Genomic DNA, 24,752 nt, shown 5'->3' with positions numbered 1-24,752 from the left:
CCTGTCATGGCAAGCCCTCCAGCTCTTGTCAGGTCTACATAGGCGCCTGCGCTTGTCGATTGTCCAGACTCCAACGGCCAGTTTCTCGGGACATAAGCCACCCCGGCTGTGCGGCAAAAAGCGCCGCTTCGCCGGTTCGTCTTATGCCTGTCGAAACTGAACGGCCGTTTCCGCTTTTCTTATTGTCCAGACTCCAACGGCCAGTTTCTCGGGACATAAGCCACTCCGCCTATGCGGCAAAAAGCGCCGCTTCGGCAGATTGTCTCACGCTTGTCGGAGCTGAACGGCCGTTTCCGCTTTTCTTGATGTCCAGCTCCGTCGCCTAGCCCCTCGAGGTCGCTTCGGTCTTGCCGCTCATGGTGAAAACCGCCATGAGCGGTAAGCCCTCCAGCGCTTGTCGGGTCTACATAGGCGCCTGCGCTTTTCTTTGTAAGCCAAATATTTTTTCAAGTTTGTTTTGGTCTGCTATAGTAAAAGTGAATGTAAAGGGAAAAGGGGACTTTTTTTCATGAGGTTAGAACAACACTATGCAGCTTCACCAAGCAAGTTGATGAGGGATTACATAAATGGCGAACATACGATTCGTCGTTATTTTTCATATGAACCACTCCAGTCGCAATTTGATGTTCGTTTGGAGAAGCTTCGTACACATGCGGCAGACAGAGAAAAGCTAAGCGCGATCATCCGCAGCTTTATGGAACCAAATGGCATTTCTGAAGCGGCAGCGGTTCATTTGAACGATTTTGAAAATGGTGCACCCGTTGTGGTTACTGGACAGCAGGCGGGGCTTTTGTCTGGGCCGCTCTATACTGTACATAAAGCCATTTCCGTTATTGTTTTGGCACAACAAGCTTCTGAGCAGTTGAAGACAAAAGTTGTCCCGGTCTTTTGGATTGCTGGTGAAGACCATGATTTGGCTGAAATTAGCCATTTGTACAGAGAAGTAAATCATCGGGTGGACAAGTTGAATTTCCCGCATGCGGAATATGGAAAAAATTCCGCCTCGACCGCTGTGTTGAACAAAGAGAAAGTCCGGTCTTTTTTGGAGGAATATTTCCGCAGCTTGCCAGAAACGGAACATTCGAGAAATCTTCATCAGCTTGTCTTCTCTTATTTGGACAAAGCATCGACATTTACCGATTTCTTTTCCGCGATCTTAAATTATTTCTTCCACGAAGAAGGTTTATTGTATATTGATGCGGCCTATCCACAGCTCCGTCAATACGAATCGCCCTATTTTGTGCAAATGATCGAGCGGTCAGAAGAAATTGCAGCTAGCGTTTATGAGACGGAGCAAGCTTTAACGCAGGATGGTTATAGCGCAGTAATCGGTGCTGAGAAAAACGCCGCCAATCTTTTTGTGGCAGTTAAAGGAGAACGAATTTTGCTTCAGCGTGAAGGAAGGAAGTTCTCTGGCAACAATGGGGCAATATCGTTTACTTATGAAGAATTAATGGATATCGCCAAAACGGCTCCAGAGCGGTTGAGCAACAATGTCGTGACCCGCCCAATCATGCAGGAAATGGTTTTCCCTGTTTTAGCGTTTGTCGGGGGACCAGGAGAAATTGCTTACTGGGCAGCGTTTAAAGGGGCATTTAGCTTGTTGGAAATGGAGATGCCTGTAGTGATGCCGCGCTTGAATATGACTTTAATCACCCGTCAAACCGAGGCGCTGCTGAAAAAATACAGGCTCACTGTCATGGATGTCATCAATGAAAAAAAAATAACCGCTTTAAAAACTGAATTGGAAGATGCGATTCGGGAGAAGAAGGCGGAATTATTGATTGATAAGCTGAAAGAAAAATTAGAAGCCGAATACACAGAAATTAATGAGCAATTCACGCAAGTTAGCAGAGGTTTGGCTCCGATAGTCGAGAAAAATTTGCAAATCCACTTGAAGCAGCTGACTTTCCTAAAGCATAAGCTTCAAGATGAAGTGATGCTGCAACATAGTACACAGTTCAATCACTATGCATTTATTGAAAATGAACTGCTGCCTAATAATGGATTCCAAGAACGAGTATATAACCCATTCCCTTATCTGAATCTTTACGGTTTAGACCTGGTAAAAGATATATTGAAATTACGAATTTCATATGACAAAAATCACAAAATAATCTACTTGTAACTCGCTAAAGTCTGCCTCGGCAGGCTTTTTTTTGTCTCAAGAAGACATAATGAGATGAAATTATGTAACATTCATGAAATATTTCAAAAACAAGTGGTGAGAAGTGGGGGATTGTGGTACATTAATTACATTAAGTGGGGTGAAGGGAATGTTCATGGGCGAATATCAACATAGCGTTGATGCAAAAGGTCGATTGATTATACCGGCTAAGTTCCGTGAACAGCTCGGAGAAAATTTTGTCATTACCCGAGGCCTTGATCAATGCTTATTTGGCTACACAATGGATGAATGGAAGAAGATCGAAGAAAAGCTGCGAGAGCTGCCGGTCACTAAGAAAGACGCACGTGCTTTTACACGATTCTTTTTCTCGGGAGCTACGGAAGTGGAGCTCGATAAACAAGGGCGCGTCAATATTCCTTCAACATTGCTTTCATATGCGCAACTTACAAAAGAGTGTGTCGTCCTAGGAGTGTCCAATCGTTTTGAAATATGGGCAAAAGAATCTTGGGAAGACTATTTCGCTGAATCTGAGGATTCTTTCAATGACATTGCAGAGAATTTGGTGGATTTTGATTTTTAACAATTGAACGGAGGGATTGGATTGTTCGACCACACTACGGTTTTACTCAAAGAAACTGTTGATGGACTGAACATTCGCCCTAACGGTATTTATGTGGATTGCACGCTTGGCGGAGCAGGGCACAGTGAATATTTGGTACAGCAACTTTCAGACGAAGGTCATCTTTATTGTTTTGACCAAGACACAACAGCGATTACACATGCAAAAGAGAGACTGCAAAACTACTTACATAGGATCACGTTTATTCACGCGAACTTTAAATTCATTAAAGAAGAGCTTGCCATGCGGGGTGTAGAGAAAGTGGACGGCATATTGTATGACCTCGGCGTTTCTTCTCCCCAACTCGACACTCCAGAAAGAGGATTCAGTTACCACAATGATGCCCCTCTTGATATGCGAATGGATCAGTCAGCTGAATTGAGCGCTTATCATGTTGTTAATGATTGGCCGTATGAAGACCTAGTGAGAATATTTTACCGTTATGGCGAAGAGAAGTTTTCAAAACAGATTGCACGAAAAATAGAAGCGGCAAGAGAAAAGCAGCCGATTGAAACAACCGGACAATTGGTTGACTGCATTAAAGACGGAATTCCTGCTTTTGCAAGACGGACAGGCGGACATCCGGCAAAACGGGTATTCCAAGCAATCCGCATTGCAGTAAACGATGAGCTGGGAGCAGCTGAAACTTCATTGCAAAATGCCCTTGATTTGTTAGCGGTAGGCGGAAGAATTAGCGTAATTACGTTTCACTCACTTGAAGATAGGCTTTGCAAGACGATTTTCAAGGAAGCGTCATCGCTGCCTGATTTGCCACCCAATATGCCGATGATTCCAGCAGGAATGGAACCGCTTTTAAAGTTAATCACAAGAAAACCCATACTTCCTTCTGAAGAAGAACTGGCGCAAAACAACCGATCGCGATCGGCAAAACTACGAATTGCAGAAAAAATAAGAGAGTAAGGACGTGTTCAAATGGCGTTGAATGCTATCAAAGAAACCTACATACAACAGCCGGCCGTTCCTCAAAGCCCGGATCGGCAACCGGTACGAAAAAAGAGTTCCATCACAAAAGGCGAGAAAATATTGTATTTTTCATTTCTGGCGGCAGTTGTCCTGTGTGCGTTGTTGGTTCTTCAAAACCAATCCGCCATTCAATCATCTACGCAAGAAATTCAAACAATCGAACAATCAGTTGACGAAATAACGAAACAAAACACAGATTTGTCTGTACAAGTGAAAGAAAACTCTACATATGAGCGCATTATGGGTATAGCTAAAGAGCGGGGCCTAAAATCAAATGAGCAAAATGTAAAGGTAGTGCCAGGACAATGAAAAAAAAGTTTCGATTTCAATGGGGAGCCTTTCTGCTATTTTTGTTATTTGCAGGGCTCTTTTTCCTTTTATTCGCCAGAATTGTAACTATTCAGGCAACGGGACAAGTGGAAGGCCAGGAATTGGCAGCTAAGGCGGCAGCGAAATACAGCCAAGAACAAGTGCTGAAAGCTGAACGCGGGAAGATTCTTGACCGGAACGGGGAAGTCATTGCGGAAGATACATTGACTTATCGTTTGGTCGCCGTGTTGGACGAATCGGCGACACAGAAAGCAAGCGATCCACGGCATGTCGTAGATATTGAAAAAACGGCTGATGTGCTGTCGGAGCATTTAGGCACTGAGCGCGAAACCATTTTGGCGATATTGAAAAACGGCGTAGAAAAAGACTTGTATCAAGTTGAATTTGGGTCTGCAGGGCGGGAAATTAGCCATACCAAAATGAAAGAAATGGAAGAAGAAGAGCTCCCAGGTATTTTGTTTGTCAAAGATTTAAAGCGACTTTATCCGAATGGTGCGTTTGCTTCTCATTTGATCGGCTTTGCTATGAAAGAAGAGCTTGACGATGGGCAAATGGTTACAAAAGGAAAAATGGGTCTTGAAGCGATCTATGATGAGGTGTTAACTGGGAAGAACGGAAAAATGGAGTTTGATACCGATAAGTGGGGTTATTTGCTTCCTAATAGCGAATCTGCAGTAACACCGGCAGTCGATGGATCAGACGTACAGTTGACCCTTGATAAGACATTGGAGAATTTCCTTGAAGATGCCATGTCGACTGTGCAAAAAGAATATGAACCAACAAGAATGATTGCAGTTATTGCAGATCCGAAAACCGGTGAAATCCTGGCTATGTCCCAACGGCCGACTTTCAACCCGAATACCCGTGAAGGTTTGTCCGACAACTGGTTGAACGAAAGCATCGAGCTGACGATCGAACCAGGTTCTCCGATGAAAATGTTCACAGTGGCTTCGGCGATAGAGGAAGGGAAATGGGATCCGGAGGCTACATACAAATCGGGCACATATACACTGGGCCCTGATGTGATTGGGGATCACAATTATGGGGAAGGGTGGGGGACAATTACCTTCTTGGAAGGAATCCAGCGCTCTTCAAACGTGTCCATGGCTTATTTATTGGAACGCATCGGAAAAGAAAATTTCTTGAAATATATAGATGCCTTCGGCTTTGGCGAAAAAACAGGGATTGACTTGCCTCACGAGGCATCAGGGAAAATCCTCGACGAGTATGCGAGCAACGTGCTCACTCTAACGTACGGTCAAGGATCGACTGTCACTCCGATTCAATTGATTCAGGCTGCATCCGCCATCGCCAATGATGGCGTCATGATGAAACCGTATATTATCAATCAAATAAAAAATCCGGATACAGGGGAAGTAACAGTGAAAGGCGAGCCAGCAGAAGCCGGGCAGCCGATTTCTGCAGAAACGGCAAAAGAAGTCCGTGAAATACTCGCATCAACGGTTACTTCAGAACATGGATCAGCTGCAGGCTTTGCGCTGCAGGATTATACCATTGCCGGTAAAACCGGAACTGCCCAAATTCCAGGGGCGGATGGCCGCTATATGACTGGCCGAAACAATTATCTTTTCTCTTTCCTCGGCATGGCGCCAGCGGAAGATCCTGAACTGCTTATTTATATCGGTGTTCAACAGCCGAATTTGCCGGCGAATGAATATGGTTCTGTACCTGTTTCAAAAATCTTCACTTCTGTTATGGAAAATGGGTTGAAGCATTTGAACATAGAGCCAGAAGATGTGAAGACAGCGACGTCGGTGGCATTGGAAGATTATAGCGGGCGTCCTTCGAAAGAAGTTGCGAAAGAATTGGCGGACAAAGGTCTTAAAGTCGTACTAACTGGATCAGCTTCTGAAGTTGAAGCACAATACCCGTCTGCAGGAGAATCGGTGCTGGAAAACGGGACAGTCATCCTGAAAACGGGTGGAACAGCTGTATTGCCGGACTTCACCGGTTGGTCCAAACGTGAATTGCTTGCCTACCAGTCGCTTAGCGGCTTGTCGATTGAAATTGCGGGGCAAGGATTTGCGGTAAGCCAAAGCTTATCAAAAGGCGCTAAAGTTTCACCGGAGGATCCAGTTGTCATCCAATTGCAAACACCTGAAGATTCTTACAAAGTGAAAATGGCCGATGGGCCAGAAGGAATTCCAGAAGCCGCTGATTCCGAAGGCGAAGCAAATACAGAAGAAATAGCAGAAGAAACAATAGAAGAATAAATAATAAAATACACATCTGGTTGATACCGTGTTAAAAGGAGCTCTCAAATGAACGCTGATATGTTGCTTGGTTTTGGTTTTGCCTTAGTTTTAACTGTCATTTTAATGCCGCTTTTCATTCCTTTGCTCAAAAGGATGAAATTCGGGCAAAGCATAAGAGAAGAAGGGCCGCAATCCCATATGAAAAAAACGGGTACCCCGACAATGGGCGGCCTTGTGTTCTTGATTGCGATTATCGCCACTACATTGATTGTGGCACTCATCACAGATTTATTGACATCGGAAATTATGATTTTACTGTTGGTCCTGTTTGGCTTCGGCTTGATCGGATTTTTAGATGACTTTATCAAAGTTGTATTAAAACGCAACTTGGGATTGACATCCATTCAAAAATTGGCCGCGCAAATTGTTATAGCCGTTGTATCGTTTTTCTTGCTAAACAACATTGATTTTGACACGGCTTTAACAATTCCCTTTACTTCGGTTTCAATCGAATTGTCTGGATTATATGTGTTATTCCTCATTTTTTGGCTAGTCGGCTTTTCAAATGCGGTCAACTTGACGGATGGCCTCGATGGTTTAGTAGCTGGTACAGCTTCCATCGCATTTGCGGCATTTGGCGTTTTAGCCATTTTCCAAGATAAAATGGGAATCGCTCTTTTCACTTTTACTGTAGCTGGAGCGCTAATAGGATTTTTGGTTTTCAATAAATACCCTGCAAAAGTCTTTATGGGGGATACGGGATCACTTGCGTTAGGCGGTGCACTGGCTGTCGTTTCCATTTTGCTGAAGCAAGAATTTTTGCTGTTGATCATCGGATTGGTTTTTGTCCTTGAGACATTATCCGTTATTCTGCAAGTGGGCAGTTTCAAATTAAGAAAAAAACGTATTTTCAAGATGAGCCCAATTCACCATCATTTTGAATTAAGCGGTTGGTCAGAATGGAAAGTCGTTACTGTCTTTTGGTTAGTTGGCCTTGTAGCTGCAGTTATCGTCGTTTCGTTGGAGGTAGTGTAAATGAAAGAATTAAAAGAAGTATATCAAAAGAAAGTATTGGTTCTTGGTCTTGCAAAAAGCGGCTTTACAGCTGCGCGCCTGCTTCATAAATTAGGGGCATTTGTCACAGTCAATGATTCAAAGCCATTTGAAGAAAACCCGGAAGCCCAAGAATTATTGAATATGGGCGTAACTGTCATTTGCGGCAGGCATCCTGAAGGGCTTCTTGAAGAAGGTTTTGAAATTGTCGTGAAAAACCCAGGGATTCCCTACACAAACATCTTAATCCGATCGGCGCTGGAAAAAGAAATACCGGTATGGACAGAAATCGAACTGGCCTATTTGATCAGTGAAGCGCCGTTTATCGGCATAACTGGATCAAATGGCAAAACGACAACAACAACTTTGCTTTTCCATATGTTGAACCAAGATAGCAAAAAACCGCTGATTGCCGGAAATATTGGAACTGTGGCAAGCGGAGTCGCTGAAAAAGCAACTCCAGCACACGTCATAGTGACGGAATTGTCTTCTTTCCAGCTGAAAGGGACCTCAACTTTCCGTCCGCGCATTGCTATCATTACCAATTTATATGAGGCTCACCTTGATTATCACGGCACAATTGAAGATTACAAAGCTTCTAAAATGAAAATTACGCAAAATCAAACAGCGGAAGATTATTTCATTTACAATGCTGATCAGCCTGTGCTAGCGGCTCATGCCGCTACTTGCCAAGCGCAAGGCGTGCCATTTACATTAAAAGGCAGAACAGAACACAGCATCAGCGCTGACGACAAATTTGTTTATTGGCAAGGAGAAAAACTGATTGAGCGATCAAAAATTATGCTGGGCGGCCAGCATAATTTAGAAAATATACTGGCTGCGACTGCCGCTGCTCTTTTATGGGGCGGCACAAAAGAAACCATTCACCGTGTATTGACGTCCTTTACCGGGGTGAAACACAGGTCGCAATTTATCGTTAATTGGAAAGGGCGCAAGTTTTACAATGATTCGAAGGCAACAAACGCACTGGCGACAAAAAGTGCTCTTGAAGCTTTCCCAGGCGAAATCGTGTTGCTGGCTGGCGGATTGGAGCGCAACCACTCACTTGAAGAATTGCGTCCGTACATGGACCGTGTGAAAGTATTGATTACGTTCGGGGAAACGGCAGACCGCTTTGCAGCATTTGCTGAAGATTGCGGAGTGCCGAAAGTTGAAAAGGCTGGCATTATGCATGATGCTGTTGAAAAAGCGATTCGCCATTCAGCAAGCGGAGATACTATTTTGCTTTCCCCCGCATGTGCAAGCTGGGATCAATACGACAGCTTTGAAATCCGGGGCGATGCTTTTATCGATGCAGTGAAAAAGTTGACAGAAGCGAACGAATAATAGATAAGGAGCAGCAATTATGGACAAAGTGATTGATATCGAAGAACGCATCCCGACGCTTCGTGAGCGGCGGAAAAAAAGAACCAATCGCAAGTTCGTGGCTCTGCTTGTTATTTTTCTCGTTTTTCTTGCTATTCTCTATTACAGCCAGTCGAAATACAGTGAAATACAGGATATTGCAGTTGCTGGCGCTGCTGTTTACGAAAAAGAAAGTTACGTGGAAGCCAGTGGATTGGCGGTCGGCCAATCGATGTGGTCTTTTAAAGAGTCGACGGTTGAAAAACGCTTGAACGATTTGGAATGGGTCGAGAATGCGACGGTAGAGAAAAAGTGGCTGACTGGCGTAGATATCAATATCGTTGAATATGAAAAGGTCGGATATCTGGAGCGGGAAAACGGTTTTCAAATGGTCTTGTCAAATGGCTTTGCAGTGGAAAAACCGGTTCCGACTATTGACGGTCCAATTTTTACAAATTTTGAAAACGATGAAGCCCGGACAAAATTAGTTTCCCAATTAGCTGAGACCGATAGTGAGGTTTTCAACTTGATCTCGCAAGTCATACTGGCTTCTGAAGAACCAGAAACCTCCTATGTTACGTTGTACATGAATGACGGCAATGAAGTCCGCACCATCTTGAGCACGCTTGCCGAAAAGTTAAATTACTACCCATCGGTAATTGCACAGCTCAAGGAAACGCAAAAAGGCGTGATTGACATGGAAGTGGGAATCTTCTTCCGTTCCTATGATGACGTATACGGTCCTCCGAAGGAAGGGGTCGAAGATGAAGAACCTACACCGGAATAACCGTTCCAAGTTCAGTAAGTCCATCATCTTTTCACTCGTATTTTTAGTCCTCGGCTTTATGTTTTCTTATTCGTATAGCCTGTCTAAATCACAAGAAAGATCGAGTGAGTTTACCGGCGGGGCTTATTTTGAACAAGAAGAACAATATCGAAAAGAATTGATCGAACAGCAGGAGCGCAACAAATCACTGCGCGAAGAACTAGAAGAAAAACAAGCGGCAATCCAGGAATTTGAGCAATCCTTCTCGGAAGGGGAGAGCCGCAATACTGATTATGCCGAAGAAGCTGAAGAGCTTCGGCGTGTTCTTGGCTTGCTGCCAGTCGAGGGCAGCGGCTTGACTGTCACCTTGCAAGATGGTGAATATAATTCGGATTCAGTTAATCCAAATGATTATATTGTCCATGAAAGCCATGTTTTCCAAGTTATAAATGAACTATATATTTCTGGGGCGGAAGCTATTTCAATAAACGGACAACGCATACACGCTAATTCGCATATTGTCTGTACGGGTCCTGTCATTGCCGTGGATGGAGTGCAGCATCCGGCTCCGTTTACAATTGCAGCTATTGGAAAGCCGGACGTCTTGGCTTCGTCCATCAAATTGTCAGGCGGCGTCATGGATCAATTGGTCAATGACAATGTAGTGGTCACTTTGGATGAAGGGCAGGTCATTTCCATGCCGGCATTCTTGACAGAAACGTAATTGAGGGAGGAGTTGCATGAGAAAGAAAATCTTTTCCCGATTTTCAATCATCTTATTTATTATCGGTATGATGATAGCAGTCCAATATAATACCGTCAATGAACCCGATTCCCGGGATACGCGGGACGTCTGGGAAATTAGGCAGGAACTTTCTGTTGAAAAGCAGCGCCACTCTGAGTTATTATCGGAAATTGGCCAGATGGATAGTACGCTGGACAAATACGAAGCTGCATCTAAAGAAAGTCCGGAACAGGCTTTGAAAGAGACAGTTGATGAGCTGAGAAAATTGGCTGGACTGACGGAAATAACTGGGCCGGGAATCGAAGTTGCCATTGAACCTTCTCCTGAAGCTGTGGCAATGGGGCAAAATATTGAAGGCGTATCACCGGACTTATTGATTCGGTTTGTCAACTCGATCAACTCGTTCAATAATCTGGTAGTATCGATTGACGGGAACCGGCTCGTCAATACGTCAGCGATACGTGATATCAACGGCCAAACTACTGTCAATACACAACCAGTTCAAACGCCGCCTTTTGCAGTCAAAATCGTTGCAGGTTCTATGGAAGATGCAGAAAAGCTGTCTAATTACTTGTTATCTTCTCCGCTGCTGGATGATTTTTATATTGATGACTTGGCTGTCACAGTTTCAGAACCAAAAGCCGATTTGACGGTTGAAGCATACGATGGCAAAATCAGCAGCCAGTATTTGAAAGACGCAGAGGAGGAATAACGATGTGGTTGTCGGTATTGGGCTTATTATTGGGTATTTCGCTCGGGCTTTTGACGGATATGCAAATCCCGCCGGAATATGCCGATTATTTATCCATTGCTGTTCTTGCCTCTTTAGATACTTTGTTTGGAGGAATCAGGGCGCATTTGCAGCATATGTACGATGATAAAGTGTTTGTTTCAGGATTTTTCTTTAATATAGTGCTAGCCGCGGGTCTTGCTTTTCTTGGAGTCCATTTAGGCGTCGATCTGTATTTGGCGGCAATTTTTGCCTTTGGTGTTCGGCTATTTCAAAATATTGCCGTTATTCGCCGGCTTTTACTGGCAAAATGGACCAATAAAAAAGAAGCTCGAGAATCACTTGGATAAATTGAAGGAAAATTTATAAACTTACACTATTATACTTAGACAAGGTGTAAAATTTACAATAGAATGTAAGTAATTGCAGTTTAATAAGGAGGTGCTACGAATTGAGTCAATCAGAGTTGTATGTAAGTTTGGATATCGGGTCGTCATCGGTTAAAGTTTTAATCGGGGAAATGGCCAATAAGTCGTTGCATGTCATCGGCGTTGGAAATGTAAAATCCAATGGAATCAAAAAAGGTGCGATTGTTGATATAGATGCGACAGTGCAATCCATAAAAAAAGCTGTCGACCAAGCAGAACGAATGATTGGAAGATCGATACAGGAAGTTGTTCTAGGAATTCCAGCCAGCAAAGTGGCCCTTCATCCCGTTAAAGGCGTCGTAGCAGTTAATAGCGAGAACCGTGAAATAACGGATGAAGATTTGGACCGCGTGCTAGAATCGGCCCAAGTCATGTCGATTCCACCAGAACGGGAATTGGTGAATGTTATTCCAGAGCAATATATTGTAGACCATCTGGATGAAATTAAAGATCCGCGGGGTATGATTGGGATTCGCCTTGAAATGGATGGTACAATGGTGACGACATCAAAAACAATGTTGCACAATGTTTTAAGATGTGTAGAAAAGGCTGGTCTTCAAATTCGTGATATCTATGTACAGCCATTGGCTGCTGGTTACTATGCGTTGACAGAAGACGAAAAAAACCATGGCACAGCCTGCATCGATATTGGCGGTGGCTCCACGTCCATTGCCATTTTCCAAAATGGTCACTTGTCCGCATCGTCAGTTATTCCGGTTGGCGGCGACCATGTTACAAAAGATTTATCTATCGTTTTGAAAACACCCACAGATCAAGCAGAAAGAATTAAAGTCGAATATGGGCATGCTTTTTATGATAACGCTTCTGAGGACGAGTTGTTTGAAGTACCTGTCATTGGATCAGATACAAGAGAACAATACAGCCAAAAATACATATCTGAAATAATCGGAGTTCGCCTGGAAGAACTTTTCGAATTGATTTTAGATGAGCTTTACCGTCTTGGCGTTCAGGACCTTCCAGGAGGGGTCGTATTGACTGGAGGCATGGCCAAGCTAGAAGGACTGCCAGAACTTGCAAGAAATATTTTGCAAACCCGCGTCCGCTTGTTTACGCCGGAATTTATCGGTGTACGGGAACCACAATATACTACTGCTGTCGGCCTTATTCAATACGCTTATATGGAAGACGTATTTTACGGGCGCATCGGAAGCGGAGTGGCATTATCCGAATCGGTGAAAATTGAACAAGAACCACAACCGCAAAAAGTGCAAAAACAGCCGAAACAACCAAAGCAAAACGGTGAAGGTGTCGTTACAAAAGCCAAGAAAATGTTTGATAGATTCTTTGAATAAAATGAACGTTGCATCGGGCTTATCAAAAGCTATGCAATTTTAGGAGGAAAAAGAATGTTGGAATTTGATACTTCAATTGATTCGTTGGCAGTAATAAAAGTAATTGGCGTTGGCGGTGGCGGAAACAATGCGGTAAACCGTATGATTGAACATGGTGTCCAAGGCGTTGAGTTTATCGCGGTAAACACCGATGCACAAGCTTTGAATTTATCTAAAGCAGAAGTCCGCTTACAGATTGGCGGAAAATTAACGCGCGGCTTAGGCGCAGGGGCAAACCCTGAAGTCGGCAAAAAAGCAGCGGAAGAAAGCAAAGAACAAATCGAAGAAGCCTTGCGCGGAGCAGATATGGTATTTGTTACTGCCGGTATGGGCGGCGGCACTGGTACTGGTGCAGCGCCAGTCATCGCTGGAATCGCAAAAGAGCTGGGAGCCTTGACAGTTGGGGTAGTAACTCGCCCGTTCACGTTTGAAGGCCGTAAGCGTTCAACCCAAGCAATCGGCGGGATTGGAACAATGAAAGAATCGGTTGACACATTAATCGTCATCCCGAATGACCGTTTGCTTGAAATCGTTGACAAGAGCACTCCAATGCTGGAAGCTTTCCGTGAAGCGGATAATGTTCTGCGCCAAGGTGTACAGGGTATCTCTGATTTGATCGCAGTTCCTGGATTGATCAACTTGGACTTTGCCGACGTGAAAACGATCATGTCGAACAAAGGCTCTGCTTTGATGGGAATCGGGGTTTCTTCAGGTGAAAACCGTGCCTCAGAAGCAGCTAAGAAAGCGGTATCGAGCCCATTGCTTGAAGTTTCCGTTGATGGAGCTAAAGGCGTATTGATGAATATTACAGGTGGCTCTAATTTGAGCCTTTACGAAGTGCAAGAAGCAGCTGATATTGTTGCTTCAGCTTCTGATGAAGAAGTAAACATGATTTTCGGTTCTGTTATCAATGACAATTTAAAAGATGAAATTGTTGTAACAGTTATCGCAACAGGCTTTAACGAAGAGCAACTACAGCCGAGAACACCGAGAGGATCTGGCTTGAACTCCAGCCGGGTACAATCGATCCAACAGCAGACGCCTCCACCATCTTATCGCGAATCACGCCGCGAGGAGCAACGCCGTGAAGAGCAAGTCCCTTCTTATCAACAAGAACCGGTACGCCAAGAAAAACAACAGGATGATGCTTTAGATATCCCGACTTTCTTGCGCAATCGCCAAAGAAGACGTTAATCCAAACAGCTGCCAAAAGGCAGCTGTTTTTTTAAAATCTTTCCTTGTTCAAAAAATCGTTGCTTTTTGAGCGAGACTAGTGCTTGAACTGAAAGGGATAATTGATATATTAGGCTTTCCTTGATACAATAAGTTGAACATGCAAAGAAAAGTTGTGAATTTATGAAACCGATAAAACCTGTTTTTGAACAGATGACTAATGATATTAAAACCATACAAAAAAATGTCCAGATCATTGCAGTTACCAAGCAAGTAGGAATTGAGCGGACTAGAGAAGCAATTCGTGCAGGCATCCGGCATTTGGGTGAAAACCGGCCCGAAGGATTGGCGGCTAAGCGTGCAGCCATTACAGATGAGGTCAGTTGGCATTTTATCGGGACGCTGCAAACTCGAAAAGTCAAAGAGGTCATTAACCAAATCGATTTTTTGCATTCGCTGGACCGGATGAGTTTGGCAAAGGAAATACAAAAGCGGGCAAATCATCAAGTTGACTGCTTTGTGCAAGTAAATATTTCTCAAGAAGAGTCGAAAAGCGGACTTGCCCCGGAAGAAACGCTGCAATTCATCAAATCCTTAGAAGATTTCGATAAGATACGCATTGTTGGTTTGATGACAATGGCTCCTAATACAACTGATGAAAATACCATTCGGCAGGTATTTAAAGGGTTGAAAGCTCTCCAAATGGAAGTTGAAGCTAAAAATTGGCAACATGCGCCGTGTACGGAATGTTCAATGGGCATGTCTAATGATTATTTGATTGCAGCCCAAGAAGGAGCAACTTTTGTCCGAATAGGAACCGCATTAGTGGGAACGGAAAGTGAGGCATAAAGATGAGCATTAAAAACAAGTTTAAAAACTTCTTTTATTTAGAAGAGTACGAAGATGAACAACCGCAGCAACAGCCACAACCTCAACAAACTCCGCGCTATGAAAAACCGGCATCGGTGCAAAAGATGCGAGAAACGCCGAAAGAGCGCCGTGAAAAAGCGGTTGATGCGCCTATTTCAAACATAGTAAGCCTGCAAAGTGCGATGAAGTCTTCAAAAGTTAACCTTGTCGAACCAAGAGTTTACGCTGAAGCACAGGATATTGCAGAACATTTGAAAAGCAAGCGCGCGGTCGTTGTCAATCTTCAAAGAATCGAGAAAGACCAAGGCCTTCGCATCATTGATTTTTTGAGCGGAACGGTCTATGCACTTGGCGGAGATATTCAGCGCATTGGAACCGACATCTTCCTTTGCGTACCTGACACTGTAGAAGTGGACGGCGCCATTTCCGATTTTTACTATGATGATCAACAATAAAAGAGGTGGAATGAGAGTAAATGGCAGAGATATTGGGAATTCTACTAACAGCTATTAATATTTATTCATATCTGCTAATTGCCAGCATTTTAATGAGCTGGCTGCCTAATGCAAGAGAGTCTAGCATTGGTCAAATGCTTGCAAAAGTAACAGATCCTTATTTGGATATTTTCAGGAAAATCATTCCTCCACTTGGCATGATTGATTTTTCGCCAATAATCGCTATTTTTGCTCTGAACCTTGCAAGCCGGGGCTTAGTGGTTTTGTTTACTTCTTTCTTATGATAACCTCACTATGCGTGAGGTTTTTTTCTTGAGAGCTATTTCAACCTAAAGGAGGCAGGCATGTTGGAATCTTTGCTGCAACATTTTAGAAAAGACGAACAGCAGTTTATTGAACAGGTTTCCGGATGGATCATTGATGTGGAAGACCGCTATGCCCCGAAATTGACCGATTTTCTTGATCCGCGCGAACGTTTTATCGTTCAAGCGGTTATTGGGTCGAGCGATATCCAAATGGCTGCTTCTGGAATGTTTGAAGGGGCTGAGCGCCAACGGGTTTTACTGTATCCCTCTTATTATGACCCGCAGCCGGAAGATTTTCAGGTTACGATGTTCGAGCTGAAGTATCCGGTGCGCTTTGTTACGCTTAAACATCCAGACATTTTAGGCTCATTGATGTCCATCGGCCTTGGACGCGGGAAATTTGGTGATATCCGGATCGAAGGAGAGCGTATCCAGTTCGCGGCAGCGGAAGAAGTAAGCACCTATTTGCAGACGAATTTTGTCTCGGCGGCGAAAGTGAAAGTCCAGCTGAACGCGGTCGAGGATCCGGCCAATTTTTTGACGGCAGTCGATGAATGGACAGAAGAGACGTTTACAGTCAGTTCGATGCGTTTGGATACGGTCATCAGTTCGGTATACAACATTTCCCGTCAAAAAGCGGTGTCTTTAATCCATTCCGGAAGAGTGCGTGTCAACTGGACAGCCCAAGAGCATCCATCATTTGAATTGCACGAATCCGATTTGATTTCCTCAAGAGGGTTTGGCCGGATCAAAGTTGGCATGATTGAGGGACGGACGAAAAAAGATAAAATCCGGCTGCAAATTGGGCGTTTGGACATGAACAAGTAGGCGACTTTGAAAAAATACAAAATAATACTGAAATTTGTTCTATTGAACTGTATAATGTATAGAAACGACGATAAGTTAAGGAGAGGTGCACGTAATGCCATTATCCCCGCTGGATATACATAACAAGGAATTTGGGCGAGGTTTTCGCGGTTACCAAGAAGATGAGGTAAACGAATTCCTCGATCAAATCATTAAAGATTATGAGTTGCTGCTGAAAGAGAAACGGGAACTTGAAGAACGTTTAAAACAGACTGATGAACGGGTCGGCCATTTCACTACGATTGAAACGACGCTTCAAAAGTCGATTCTCGTGGCACAGGAAGCGGCAGAAGAAGTGCGCCGCAATGCGCAAAAAGAAGCGAAACTTATTGTGCGTGAAGCAGAAAAGAATGCAGACCGCATTGTCAACGAATCATTGACAAAAGCTCGCCGCATCGCGATGGAAATCGAAGAGTTGAAAAAGCAATCCAAAGTATTCCGCAACCGATTCAAGATGATTGTTGAAGCGCAATTGGATTTGATCGACACAGACGATTGGGATACATTGATGGAATATGATGTGGATACAACGAACCTAGACAAGCTGGAAGATGAGAAAAGCGACTCCCGTTCTTGACGCAAAGGGATTCAACTTCTATAATTATTTAATATTCAAGGCAGTGAAGGCGAAAGCCTGAGCTATCGATAATAAAAGCATGGACAGAGACAGTACTTTAATTGATGCGACAAAGCGATCCAGGGATAGTGGGAGCCTGGTGAAGAATCGTTAAAGGAAAATCACTCTCGAGCTGGATTGGGGAACCCGAGTATCCAATCCCGTCTACACCACGTTACGGTGATCGAGTGGCAGCGGTCTAGCTGCAACAAGGGTGGTACCGCGAGTTTAAGCTCCTCGTCCCTTTACCAGGGATGGGGAGCTTTTTATTATGCCTACAGGAGGAATTGAAATGGATTATAAGGATACGTTATTAATGCCAAAAACAGATTTCCCAATGCGCGGAAATTTGCCGAACCGGGAACCGGAGATGCAAAAGAAATGGGAAGAAATGGACATCTATCGTCAAGTTTTGGACCGGACGAAAGATCGCCCTCATTTTATCCTTCATGATGGACCGCCTTACGCCAATGGCGATCTTCACATGGGACATGCCTTGAATAAGGTTTTGAAAGACATGATCGTCCGTTCTCGTTCGATGATGGGCTTCCATGCTCCATATGTGCCGGGCTGGGATACGCACGGTTTGCCGATTGAACAGGCATTGACGAATAAAGGCGTTAACCGCAAAGAATTGTCGCTCGCTGAATTCCGTAAACTGTGTGCGGAATATGCTTATGAACAAATCGATAACCAGCGGACGCAGTTCAAGCGCATTGGAGTGCGCGGCGATTGGGACAACCCATATGTCACGCTAAAACCATCATACGAAGCACGCCAAATCGAAGTGTTCGGATCGATGGCCAATAAAGGCTATATCTATAAAGGGCTAAAACCGGTATATTGGTCCCCTTCAAGCGAATCTTCTTTAGCGGAAGCGGAAATTGAATACCAAGACAAGAAATCTCCTTCAATTTACGTATCGTTCCAAGTAACTGATGGAAAAGGCGTTTTAGCGGAAGGGACGAAAATCGTCATCTGGACTACTACACCATGGACGATTCCAGCCAATCTTGGAATCACTGCACATGCAGATTTGCCGTATGTGGAAGTATCGCTAAACGGGTCGTTATATGTAGTAGCCCAAGCTTTACTGGAAGAAGTTGCAAAAGAGCTTCAATGGACAAATTATGAAGTAGTCCGTGAAATTAAAGGTGCAGCACTTGAGCATATTCTGACAAAACACCCGCTTTACGACCGGACTTCTCTAATGATGCTTGGCGAACACGTAACGACCGATTCGGGCACTGGATTTGTCCATACGGCACCAGGGCACGGGGAAGACGACTTTTTGGTCGGCAAGAAATACGGCTTGGACGTTTTATGCCCAGTCGATGAACGCGGCGTCATGACAGAAGAAGCGCCTGGATTCGAAGGCTTGTTTTATGATAAAGCGAACAAGTCGATCACGGAAGCATTGGATAACGCCGGAGCGCTTGAAAGCTTGACGTTTATCACACACTCGTATCCGCATGACTGGCGGACGAAGAAACCGGTCATCTACCGTGCGACGGCTCAATGGTTCGTTTCTATCGAAGCGTTCCGCGACCAGATCCTAAAAGCGATCAATGAAACAACATTTACTCCTGCATGGGGTGAAACGCGTTTGTTCAATATGCTGCGCGACCGCGGCGATTGGAATATTTCCCGCCAGCGCGTCTGGGGCGTTCCAATTCCGGTATTTTACGCGGAAAACGGCGATGCCATCATTACCAACGAAACGATTGCACATATCGCGAACATGTTCCGCGAACACGGTTCAAACGTCTGGTTCGAGCGCACGGCTGCGGAATTATTGCCGCCAGGCTTTACGCACCCGAGCAGCCCGAACGGCATTTTCACAAAAGAAACTGATATCATGGATGTTTGGTTTGACTCGGGATCCTCTCATCAAGGCGTTTTGGTTGAACGCGAAGATTTATCGTATCCAGCTGATTTATACTTGGAAGGATCTGACCAATACCGCGGCTGGTTCAACTCATCTCTTACAACAAGTGTTGCCATCAACGGCATCGCGCCTTATAAGAGCATCTTGAGCCACGGCTTTACGCTTGATGGCAATGGCCGGAAAATGAGTAAGTCACTCGGAAACGTCATTGTTCCTGCTAAAGTGATGAACCAAATGGGAGCGGATATCTTGCGCCTATGGGTAGCATCAGTGGATTATACGGCAGATGTGCGTGTATCGGATGATAACTTCAAGCAAGTATCGGAAGTTTACCGCAAAATCCGCAATACGCTGAAATTCCTTCATGGTAACTTGGCAGATTTCAACGAGCAAGAACATCGCGTTGCATTTGAAGACATGCGCGAAATGGATCAATACATGGCCATGAAGCTGCAAAAAATGGTGGAAACAGTCCGCAAAGGCTACGAGACATACGAATTCTCGTCCATCTACCATGCTTTAAATGGGTTCTGCGCAAACGATTTGAGTTCATTCTATTTGGATGTAGCGAAAGATGTTGTCTATATCGAAGCACCGAATCATCCGCATCGCCGCGCGATGCAGACGGTCATGTTCGATTCATTGATGGCGCTGTTGAAGTTGGCATCACCGATTATTCCGCATACAGCTGATGAAATGTGGGGCTATTTGGATTTTGTGGACGAAGCCAGTGTGCAGTTGACAGACTTCCCTGAAGTTCAGGAAAACCCGGCATTCGCCGATCTTGAAAGCAAATGGACACAGTTCATGACAATCCGTGACGATGTGCTAAAAGCCTTGGAAGAAGCACGGGCAGCGAAAACAATCGGCAAATCGCTTGAAGCGAAAGTGACGGTTTACGGAAGCGAAGAGGCGAAAAACTTGTTGGCGTCTGTTGACAGCAATGTCGGCCAATTGTTTATCGTATCGCAGTATGAATTCGGCGGAGCCAAAGAAGCGGCTCCTGAACATGCACTTCAATTAGGCCAAGTTGCTGTAGTGGTCGAAAAGGCAGAAGGCGAAAAATGCGAACGCTGCTGGACCATTTCTGAAGAAATAGGCAAAAACGAAACGCATCCAACGCTTTGCCCGCGTTGTGCATCGGTTGTTGAAACTCAATACGCTTGATTTTTTAAACCCCCGAAGAACTGTTTCCCAGTTCTTCGGGGGTTCTTTTCTTTAGAAGAAGGAACTGCATTTTTGGCAACTGATTTTCCGAAAACTAGCTTCACTTCCCTCAGGAAGTGAAAAAGCGCTGGAGCAATTTCTTCAGTTCAATGATATTTTGTTCAATTTATACACTTATCGCTTCAACTTAGTACAGGCAGCTTTTCGAGGTGCTTACTCTTTCACCCAGTATGTGTTAAAATGGATTGACTGATGAATTGACGGAGGATACACATGTTTATTTATTATGGGGTTGCTTTACTGATCATTGCGATAGATCAGTGGACGAAATGGTTGGTTATGAAAAATATGGAGTTGGGTGAACGCATAATATTGGCGGACCCTTACCTGGCTTGGCTTTCGCACAGAAACCGCGGGGCGGCTTGGGGAATGCTTGAAGGGCAGATGTGGCTGTTTGGGATTATTACCGTTGCAGTGATAATCGGCATCCTGTATTATTTCCACAAGCATGCACAAGGAAAGCCTTTGTTTCAACTAAGTTTGATGGTGATTCTCGGCGGGGCGATCGGAAATTTCATCGATCGCATGTGGCGCGGAGAAGTGGTGGACTTTGTAGATGTGCTTATACCAATCATCAATTATGAATTCCCGATTTTTAACGTTGCGGATGCAGCTTTAACGGTCGGAGTGGTTCTCATGATCATTTTTATCATTTATGACGAAAAACAAGAAAAGAAAAAGGTGTCTTAATGGAAGATTTAACAATAGAAGTTACAGAAGAAATGGCTGGGGAACGAATCGATAAAGCAGTTTCTTCGATTGATGAAGACTGGTCGCGTTCGCAGATCCAAAACTGGGTCAGAGAAGGCGCAGTGAAAGTTAATGGCGAGACGGTCAAGCCGAATTATAAAGTTCGATTGGATGATGTCATTATCGTTACGCCTCCTGTTCTAGAAGAGCTGGATGTTGTGGCGGAGAATTTATATTTGGATGTTGTTTATGAAGACCAGGACGTCCTGGTTGTCAACAAACCGAAAGGGATGGTCGTCCATCCTGCACCAGGGCATTCTACCGGTACGCTGGTAAACGGTTTGATGCATCATTGCAGCGATCTTTCAGGCATCAATGGCGTAGTGCGTCCGGGGATAGTCCACCGGATCGATAAAGATACATCTGGCCTTTTGATGGTCGCTAAAAATGATGCTGCGCATACGTCGTTAGTAGACCAATTGGTGAAAAAGAGCGTTACGCGAAAATACTTGGCTTTGGTCCACGGACATATTCCGCATGATAAAGGCACAATTGATGCGCCGATTGCACGCGATGCGAAAGAACGCCAAAACATGGCGGTTGTAGATAAAGGAAAGCATGCTATCACGCATTTCCGCGTTTTGGAGCGTTTTGGCAATTTTACACTTGTGGAATGCCGTCTTGAAACGGGGCGTACGCATCAAATTCGTGTCCACATGAAGTATATCGGCTTCCCGCTTGTCGGTGATCCGAAATACGGACCGAAGAAAACGATGGACATTGGCGGACAAGCGCTTCATGCGGAAGTGATCGGCTTTAACCATCCGAGAACTGGTGAATACATGGAGTTTTCTGCAGAGCCTCCGGAAGAATTTTCGGAGCTTTTGGAATCTCTTCGAAAGAATGATTGACAAACGGCTGATTCTATCTATATACTAAAAACAACTAAACGAATACAGCAACACCTTTAAGACAGTCCAGAGAGGCTGAGAAGGTATTTACGCAAAGCTGGAAGTCTGTCTTCCGAGCCTAATTTTCTGCGCATAAAACCTCTTGCCCTCTGGCAAGAGGTTTTTTATTTTGTAAAAGGAGTGGAACTCATGGTTGAAAAAGCGGATATTTTGGACGATAAGGCAGTGGCTCGGGCTATTACCCGGATTGCCCATGAAATCATCGAACGCAATAAAGGAATCGACGATTGCATTTTGGTCGGGATTAAAACAAGAGGTGCGTTTATCGCCAAACGCCTTGCTGAGAAAATAGAGAAAATCGAAGGCAAGCCAATTATGACTGGTGAACTGGATATTACATTGTATCGAGACGATTTAAGCGTCAAAAGCAAAAACCAAGAACCGCTCGTCCAACAAGTGGATATTGCCCATAACATCAAAAACAAAAAAGTGGTGCTGGTTGATGATGTCCTGTATACAGGCAGAACCGTCCGCGCCGCAATGGACGCAGTGATGGACCTTGGCCGGCCGGCGCAGATCCAGCTCGCTGTGCTGATTGACCGGGGGCACCGCGAATTGCCGATCCGCGCCGATTATGTCGGGAAAAACATTCCTACATCAAGCGATGAACGAATTGTCGTGAAAATGCAGGAAAGCGACGGCAAAGACCAGGTTGCTATACACGAGTAGAGAGAGAATGGAGAGAACCAATAGTGAATGAAGCAGTATTAGATGTACAGGACAAACCAAAAGCGGGGCAATGGATTTCGTTAAGTTTGCAGCACATGTTCGCCATGTTCGGTGCGACAATCCTTGTACCGCAGTTAGTCGGCTTAAGCCCGGCAATCGCGTTGCTTACGAGCGGCATTGCAACAATCATTTTCATCTTGATCACCCAGTTTAAAGTGCCGGCATACCTCGGCTCATCGTTCGCCTTTATCGTACCGATCACCATCGCAACAGAAACAGGCGGAATCGGGTCGGCCATGATCGGCGCCATGTTCGTATCGCTCGTTTACGCCATCGTGTCGCTGGTCATCTGGAAAACCGGCTATCAATGGCTCATGCGCTTGCTTCCGCCAATTGTTGTCGGGCCGGTCATCATTGTCATCGGTTTGGCATTGTCGGGTACAGCGGTCGACATGGCGATGAACATTACAGTCGACGGCGTGAAACAATACAGCTTGATCCATTTCTCAGCAGCGCTTGTGACGCTATTGACTGCGATCATCTGTACAATCTATTTTAAAAACATCATCTCTTTGATGCCAGTCCTGATCGGCATCATCGTCGGTTACCTTTACTCGGCGCTTGTGGGCATTATCGATTTTGCTCCGATTGCAGCGGCCAACTGGATTGCCGCTCCAGACTTCTTGATTCCTGGCGTTGATTATTCATTCCAAGTGACGCCGACGTTGCTCTTCGTCATGGTGCCGATTGCGATTGTTACCATCTCAGAACATATCGGACATCAATTGGTGCTTGGAAAAGTAGTAGAGCGCAACTACATAAAAGATCCGGGGCTTCACCGTTCGCTTCTTGGGGACGGACTTGGAACTTTCATTTCCTCCCTAGTCGGAGGGCCGCCGAAAACAACATACGGCGAGAATATTGGTGTTCTTGCCATCACGCGGGTTTACAGCATTTACGTTATCATCGGCGCTGCCGTGTTCGCCATCTTGTTTTCATTCTTGGGCAAACTGATGGCGGTCATTGCAACCATCCCTACTGCTGTCCTTGGCGGTATCTCAATCCTGCTTTTCGGGATTATCGCATCATCGGGCTTGCGGATGCTGGTGGATAATAGCATCAACTTCGGCGACAAGCGCAATTTGGTCATCTCATCGGTCATCCTGGTCATCGGGATCGGCGGAGCGAAAATCGAATTTAGCGAAACGTTCGAAGTGGGCGGTATGGCGCTTGCAGCGATTGTCGGTGTTATCCTGAACCTGGTTTTGCCAGGACGCAATAAAGCCGAAATAGATGACGGAACTAAATAATACACCTTTTAATGAATTGTCCAGAGAGGCATGGAAAGGGATGAATAGGGGCGCAATATGCCCTTATTTCCTCACACCTTCCTGTCTCTGGGAAGGTGTTTTTTTATAGGAAAGGGTGGATCAACATGCCAAACTTAGTGGCGATGAACGACTTAGACAACAAGACAATCATGCATCTGCTCGAACGGGCGGGAGAATACCAGCGCGGTGAACGAGCACCTGTGGCCGGAACGGTCGTCAATTTGTTTTTCGAACCAAGTACGCGCACCAAGATGAGTTTTGAAATGGCTGAACATAAAATGGGCCTTACGGTTTTGCAGTTCGACACCGCCTTTTCAAGCGTATTAAAAGGAGAAACCTTGTACGATACAGTGAAAACGCTGGAAGCTATTGGGGTAAGCGGAGTGGTCATCCGCCATGAGGAAGAAGAATATTATAAGGAATTGGAAAACTGCAAGCTCTCAGTCATTAACGGGGGAGATGGCTCAGGCCAGCATCCGACACAGTCATTGCTCGATTTATTCACCATTTACCAAGAGTTCGGAAAAATCGAGGGCCTCCATATCACCATCGTTGGAGATATCGCACATAGCCGGGTCGCAAAATCGAATGCAGCAGCTCTGAAAATGCTCGGTGCCCATGTTTCGTTTGTCTGTCCGGAAGTATGGAGCGGTGATTATGAAACTTCGGAAAACATCGATGACTATATCGAGTACACGGACGTCGTCATGCTGCTCCGGGTTCAGCATGAGCGCCATGCAGTATCTGCGTTGTTCTCAAAAGCGGATTACCACAAGCAATTTGGCCTAACAGAAGAACGTGAACGCAAAATGAAGCCATCGGCGATCATCATGCACCCAGCTCCGATTAACCGTGGAGTGGAAATCGCCGACTCGTTAGTGGAATGTGAGCGCTCAAGAATTTTCAAACAAATGGCAAACGGTGTGTTTGTCCGAATGGCAGTACTTGAATATGCATTGAAAGGGAGAGAATAA

At 44.9% G+C, this 24,752-nt stretch carries 25 protein-coding genes and 1 other annotated feature; of the genes, 24 read left to right on the top strand and 1 reads right to left on the bottom strand.

Annotated elements, in window-relative coordinates; genetic code table 11:
• Positions 1 to 34: 34 nt before the first annotated feature.
• Positions 35 to 217 (bottom strand): hypothetical protein, encoded by a 183-nt coding sequence (locus tag FQV28_RS08975; protein WP_146495688.1) that lies wholly within the window; start codon positions 215 to 217, stop codon positions 35 to 37.
• A 291-nt stretch (positions 218 to 508) separates the two neighbouring features.
• Here FQV28_RS08975 and bshC point away from each other — a divergent pair, with 291 nt between their 5' ends.
• From bshC to FQV28_RS08855, 24 genes are all read left to right on the top strand, one after another.
• Positions 509 to 2,128, top strand: a complete 1,620-nt coding sequence (bshC, locus tag FQV28_RS08970) for a bacillithiol biosynthesis cysteine-adding enzyme BshC (protein WP_146495686.1) — start codon at positions 509 to 511, stop codon at positions 2,126 to 2,128.
• 148 nt (positions 2,129 to 2,276) lie between these two features.
• The gene (gene mraZ, locus FQV28_RS08965) at positions 2,277 to 2,708 is read left to right on the top strand and encodes a division/cell wall cluster transcriptional repressor MraZ (RefSeq protein ID WP_146495684.1); all 432 of its coding nucleotides are present in this window, start codon (positions 2,277 to 2,279) and stop codon (positions 2,706 to 2,708) included.
• 21 nt (positions 2,709 to 2,729) lie between these two features.
• The gene (rsmH, locus tag FQV28_RS08960) at positions 2,730 to 3,668 is read left to right on the top strand and encodes a 16S rRNA (cytosine(1402)-N(4))-methyltransferase RsmH (RefSeq protein ID WP_146495682.1); all 939 of its coding nucleotides are present in this window, start codon (positions 2,730 to 2,732) and stop codon (positions 3,666 to 3,668) included.
• A 12-nt stretch (positions 3,669 to 3,680) separates the two neighbouring features.
• Positions 3,681 to 4,040, top strand: coding sequence for a cell division protein FtsL (gene ftsL / locus FQV28_RS08955; RefSeq protein WP_146495680.1), 360 nt, complete (start codon positions 3,681 to 3,683; stop codon positions 4,038 to 4,040).
• Positions 4,037 to 6,295 carry a penicillin-binding protein gene (locus FQV28_RS08950; RefSeq protein WP_146495678.1) on the top strand — a complete coding sequence of 753 codons (2,259 nt, stop codon included), beginning with the start codon at positions 4,037 to 4,039 and terminating at the stop codon, positions 6,293 to 6,295. Before ftsL ends, FQV28_RS08950 begins: the two co-directional genes overlap by 4 nt.
• 48 nt (positions 6,296 to 6,343) lie before the next feature.
• The gene (mraY, locus tag FQV28_RS08945; protein WP_146495676.1) at positions 6,344 to 7,312 is read left to right on the top strand and encodes a phospho-N-acetylmuramoyl-pentapeptide-transferase; all 969 of its coding nucleotides are present in this window, start codon (positions 6,344 to 6,346) and stop codon (positions 7,310 to 7,312) included.
• A complete protein-coding gene (gene murD, locus FQV28_RS08940) occupies positions 7,313 to 8,677 on the top strand; it encodes a UDP-N-acetylmuramoyl-L-alanine--D-glutamate ligase (RefSeq protein ID WP_146495674.1) in 1,365 nt (454 codons plus the stop codon).
• 19 nt (positions 8,678 to 8,696) lie between these two features.
• Positions 8,697 to 9,482 (top strand): cell division protein FtsQ/DivIB, encoded by a 786-nt coding sequence (locus FQV28_RS08935; protein WP_146495672.1) that lies wholly within the window; start codon positions 8,697 to 8,699, stop codon positions 9,480 to 9,482.
• A complete protein-coding gene (locus FQV28_RS08930; protein ID WP_146495670.1) occupies positions 9,460 to 10,185 on the top strand; it encodes a DUF881 domain-containing protein in 726 nt (241 codons plus the stop codon). Before FQV28_RS08935 ends, FQV28_RS08930 begins: the two co-directional genes overlap by 23 nt.
• A gap of 16 nt (positions 10,186 to 10,201) precedes the next feature.
• Positions 10,202 to 10,918, top strand: a complete 717-nt coding sequence (locus tag FQV28_RS08925; protein ID WP_146495668.1) for a DUF881 domain-containing protein — start codon at positions 10,202 to 10,204, stop codon at positions 10,916 to 10,918.
• A gap of 2 nt (positions 10,919 to 10,920) precedes the next feature.
• Positions 10,921 to 11,286 carry a small basic family protein gene (locus FQV28_RS08920; protein ID WP_146495666.1) on the top strand — a complete coding sequence of 122 codons (366 nt, stop codon included), beginning with the start codon at positions 10,921 to 10,923 and terminating at the stop codon, positions 11,284 to 11,286.
• A 101-nt stretch (positions 11,287 to 11,387) separates the two neighbouring features.
• Positions 11,388 to 12,677 carry a cell division protein FtsA gene (gene ftsA, locus FQV28_RS08915; protein ID WP_146495664.1) on the top strand — a complete coding sequence of 430 codons (1,290 nt, stop codon included), beginning with the start codon at positions 11,388 to 11,390 and terminating at the stop codon, positions 12,675 to 12,677.
• A gap of 54 nt (positions 12,678 to 12,731) precedes the next feature.
• A complete protein-coding gene (gene ftsZ / locus FQV28_RS08910; protein WP_146495662.1) occupies positions 12,732 to 13,910 on the top strand; it encodes a cell division protein FtsZ in 1,179 nt (392 codons plus the stop codon).
• Positions 13,911 to 14,072: 162 nt separating this feature from the next.
• Positions 14,073 to 14,738 carry a YggS family pyridoxal phosphate-dependent enzyme gene (locus FQV28_RS08905; RefSeq protein ID WP_146495660.1) on the top strand — a complete coding sequence of 222 codons (666 nt, stop codon included), beginning with the start codon at positions 14,073 to 14,075 and terminating at the stop codon, positions 14,736 to 14,738.
• Between the two features lie 2 nt (positions 14,739 to 14,740).
• Complete coding sequence (locus FQV28_RS08900) at positions 14,741 to 15,214, top strand: cell division protein SepF (protein WP_146495658.1); 474 nt, start codon at positions 14,741 to 14,743, stop codon at positions 15,212 to 15,214.
• A 20-nt stretch (positions 15,215 to 15,234) separates the two neighbouring features.
• Positions 15,235 to 15,498: a YggT family protein gene (locus FQV28_RS08895; protein ID WP_146495656.1), complete on the top strand. Its 264-nt coding sequence runs from the start codon at positions 15,235 to 15,237 to the stop codon at positions 15,496 to 15,498.
• Between the two features lie 63 nt (positions 15,499 to 15,561).
• Positions 15,562 to 16,347: a YlmH family RNA-binding protein gene (locus FQV28_RS08890; RefSeq protein ID WP_146495654.1), complete on the top strand. Its 786-nt coding sequence runs from the start codon at positions 15,562 to 15,564 to the stop codon at positions 16,345 to 16,347.
• A gap of 94 nt (positions 16,348 to 16,441) precedes the next feature.
• Complete coding sequence (locus FQV28_RS08885) at positions 16,442 to 16,963, top strand: DivIVA domain-containing protein (RefSeq protein ID WP_146495652.1); 522 nt, start codon at positions 16,442 to 16,444, stop codon at positions 16,961 to 16,963.
• 71 nt (positions 16,964 to 17,034) lie between these two features.
• Positions 17,035 to 17,250: a binding site (T-box leader), on the top strand.
• A 44-nt stretch (positions 17,251 to 17,294) separates the two neighbouring features.
• Positions 17,295 to 20,057 carry an isoleucine--tRNA ligase gene (gene ileS / locus FQV28_RS08880; RefSeq protein WP_146495650.1) on the top strand — a complete coding sequence of 921 codons (2,763 nt, stop codon included), beginning with the start codon at positions 17,295 to 17,297 and terminating at the stop codon, positions 20,055 to 20,057.
• 273 nt (positions 20,058 to 20,330) lie between these two features.
• A complete protein-coding gene (lspA, locus tag FQV28_RS08875) occupies positions 20,331 to 20,807 on the top strand; it encodes a signal peptidase II (protein WP_146495648.1) in 477 nt (158 codons plus the stop codon).
• Positions 20,807 to 21,718, top strand: a complete 912-nt coding sequence (locus FQV28_RS08870) for an RluA family pseudouridine synthase (RefSeq protein WP_146495646.1) — start codon at positions 20,807 to 20,809, stop codon at positions 21,716 to 21,718. The genes lspA and FQV28_RS08870 overlap by 1 nt, the downstream gene beginning before the upstream one ends.
• A gap of 189 nt (positions 21,719 to 21,907) precedes the next feature.
• Positions 21,908 to 22,447: a bifunctional pyr operon transcriptional regulator/uracil phosphoribosyltransferase PyrR gene (gene pyrR, locus FQV28_RS08865; RefSeq protein ID WP_146495644.1), complete on the top strand. Its 540-nt coding sequence runs from the start codon at positions 21,908 to 21,910 to the stop codon at positions 22,445 to 22,447.
• A gap of 23 nt (positions 22,448 to 22,470) precedes the next feature.
• Positions 22,471 to 23,757 carry a solute carrier family 23 protein gene (locus tag FQV28_RS08860; protein ID WP_304608783.1) on the top strand — a complete coding sequence of 429 codons (1,287 nt, stop codon included), beginning with the start codon at positions 22,471 to 22,473 and terminating at the stop codon, positions 23,755 to 23,757.
• 125 nt (positions 23,758 to 23,882) lie between these two features.
• The gene (locus tag FQV28_RS08855) at positions 23,883 to 24,752 is read left to right on the top strand and encodes an aspartate carbamoyltransferase catalytic subunit (RefSeq protein WP_146495640.1); all 870 of its coding nucleotides are present in this window, start codon (positions 23,883 to 23,885) and stop codon (positions 24,750 to 24,752) included.

The organism is Planomicrobium sp. CPCC 101079 (genome assembly GCF_007859275.1).
Taxonomy (GTDB): domain Bacteria; phylum Bacillota; class Bacilli; order Bacillales_A; family Planococcaceae; genus Planococcus.
Note: the sequence above shows the minus strand (reverse complement) of the source record. Positions and strands in the feature narration are given on the sequence as shown.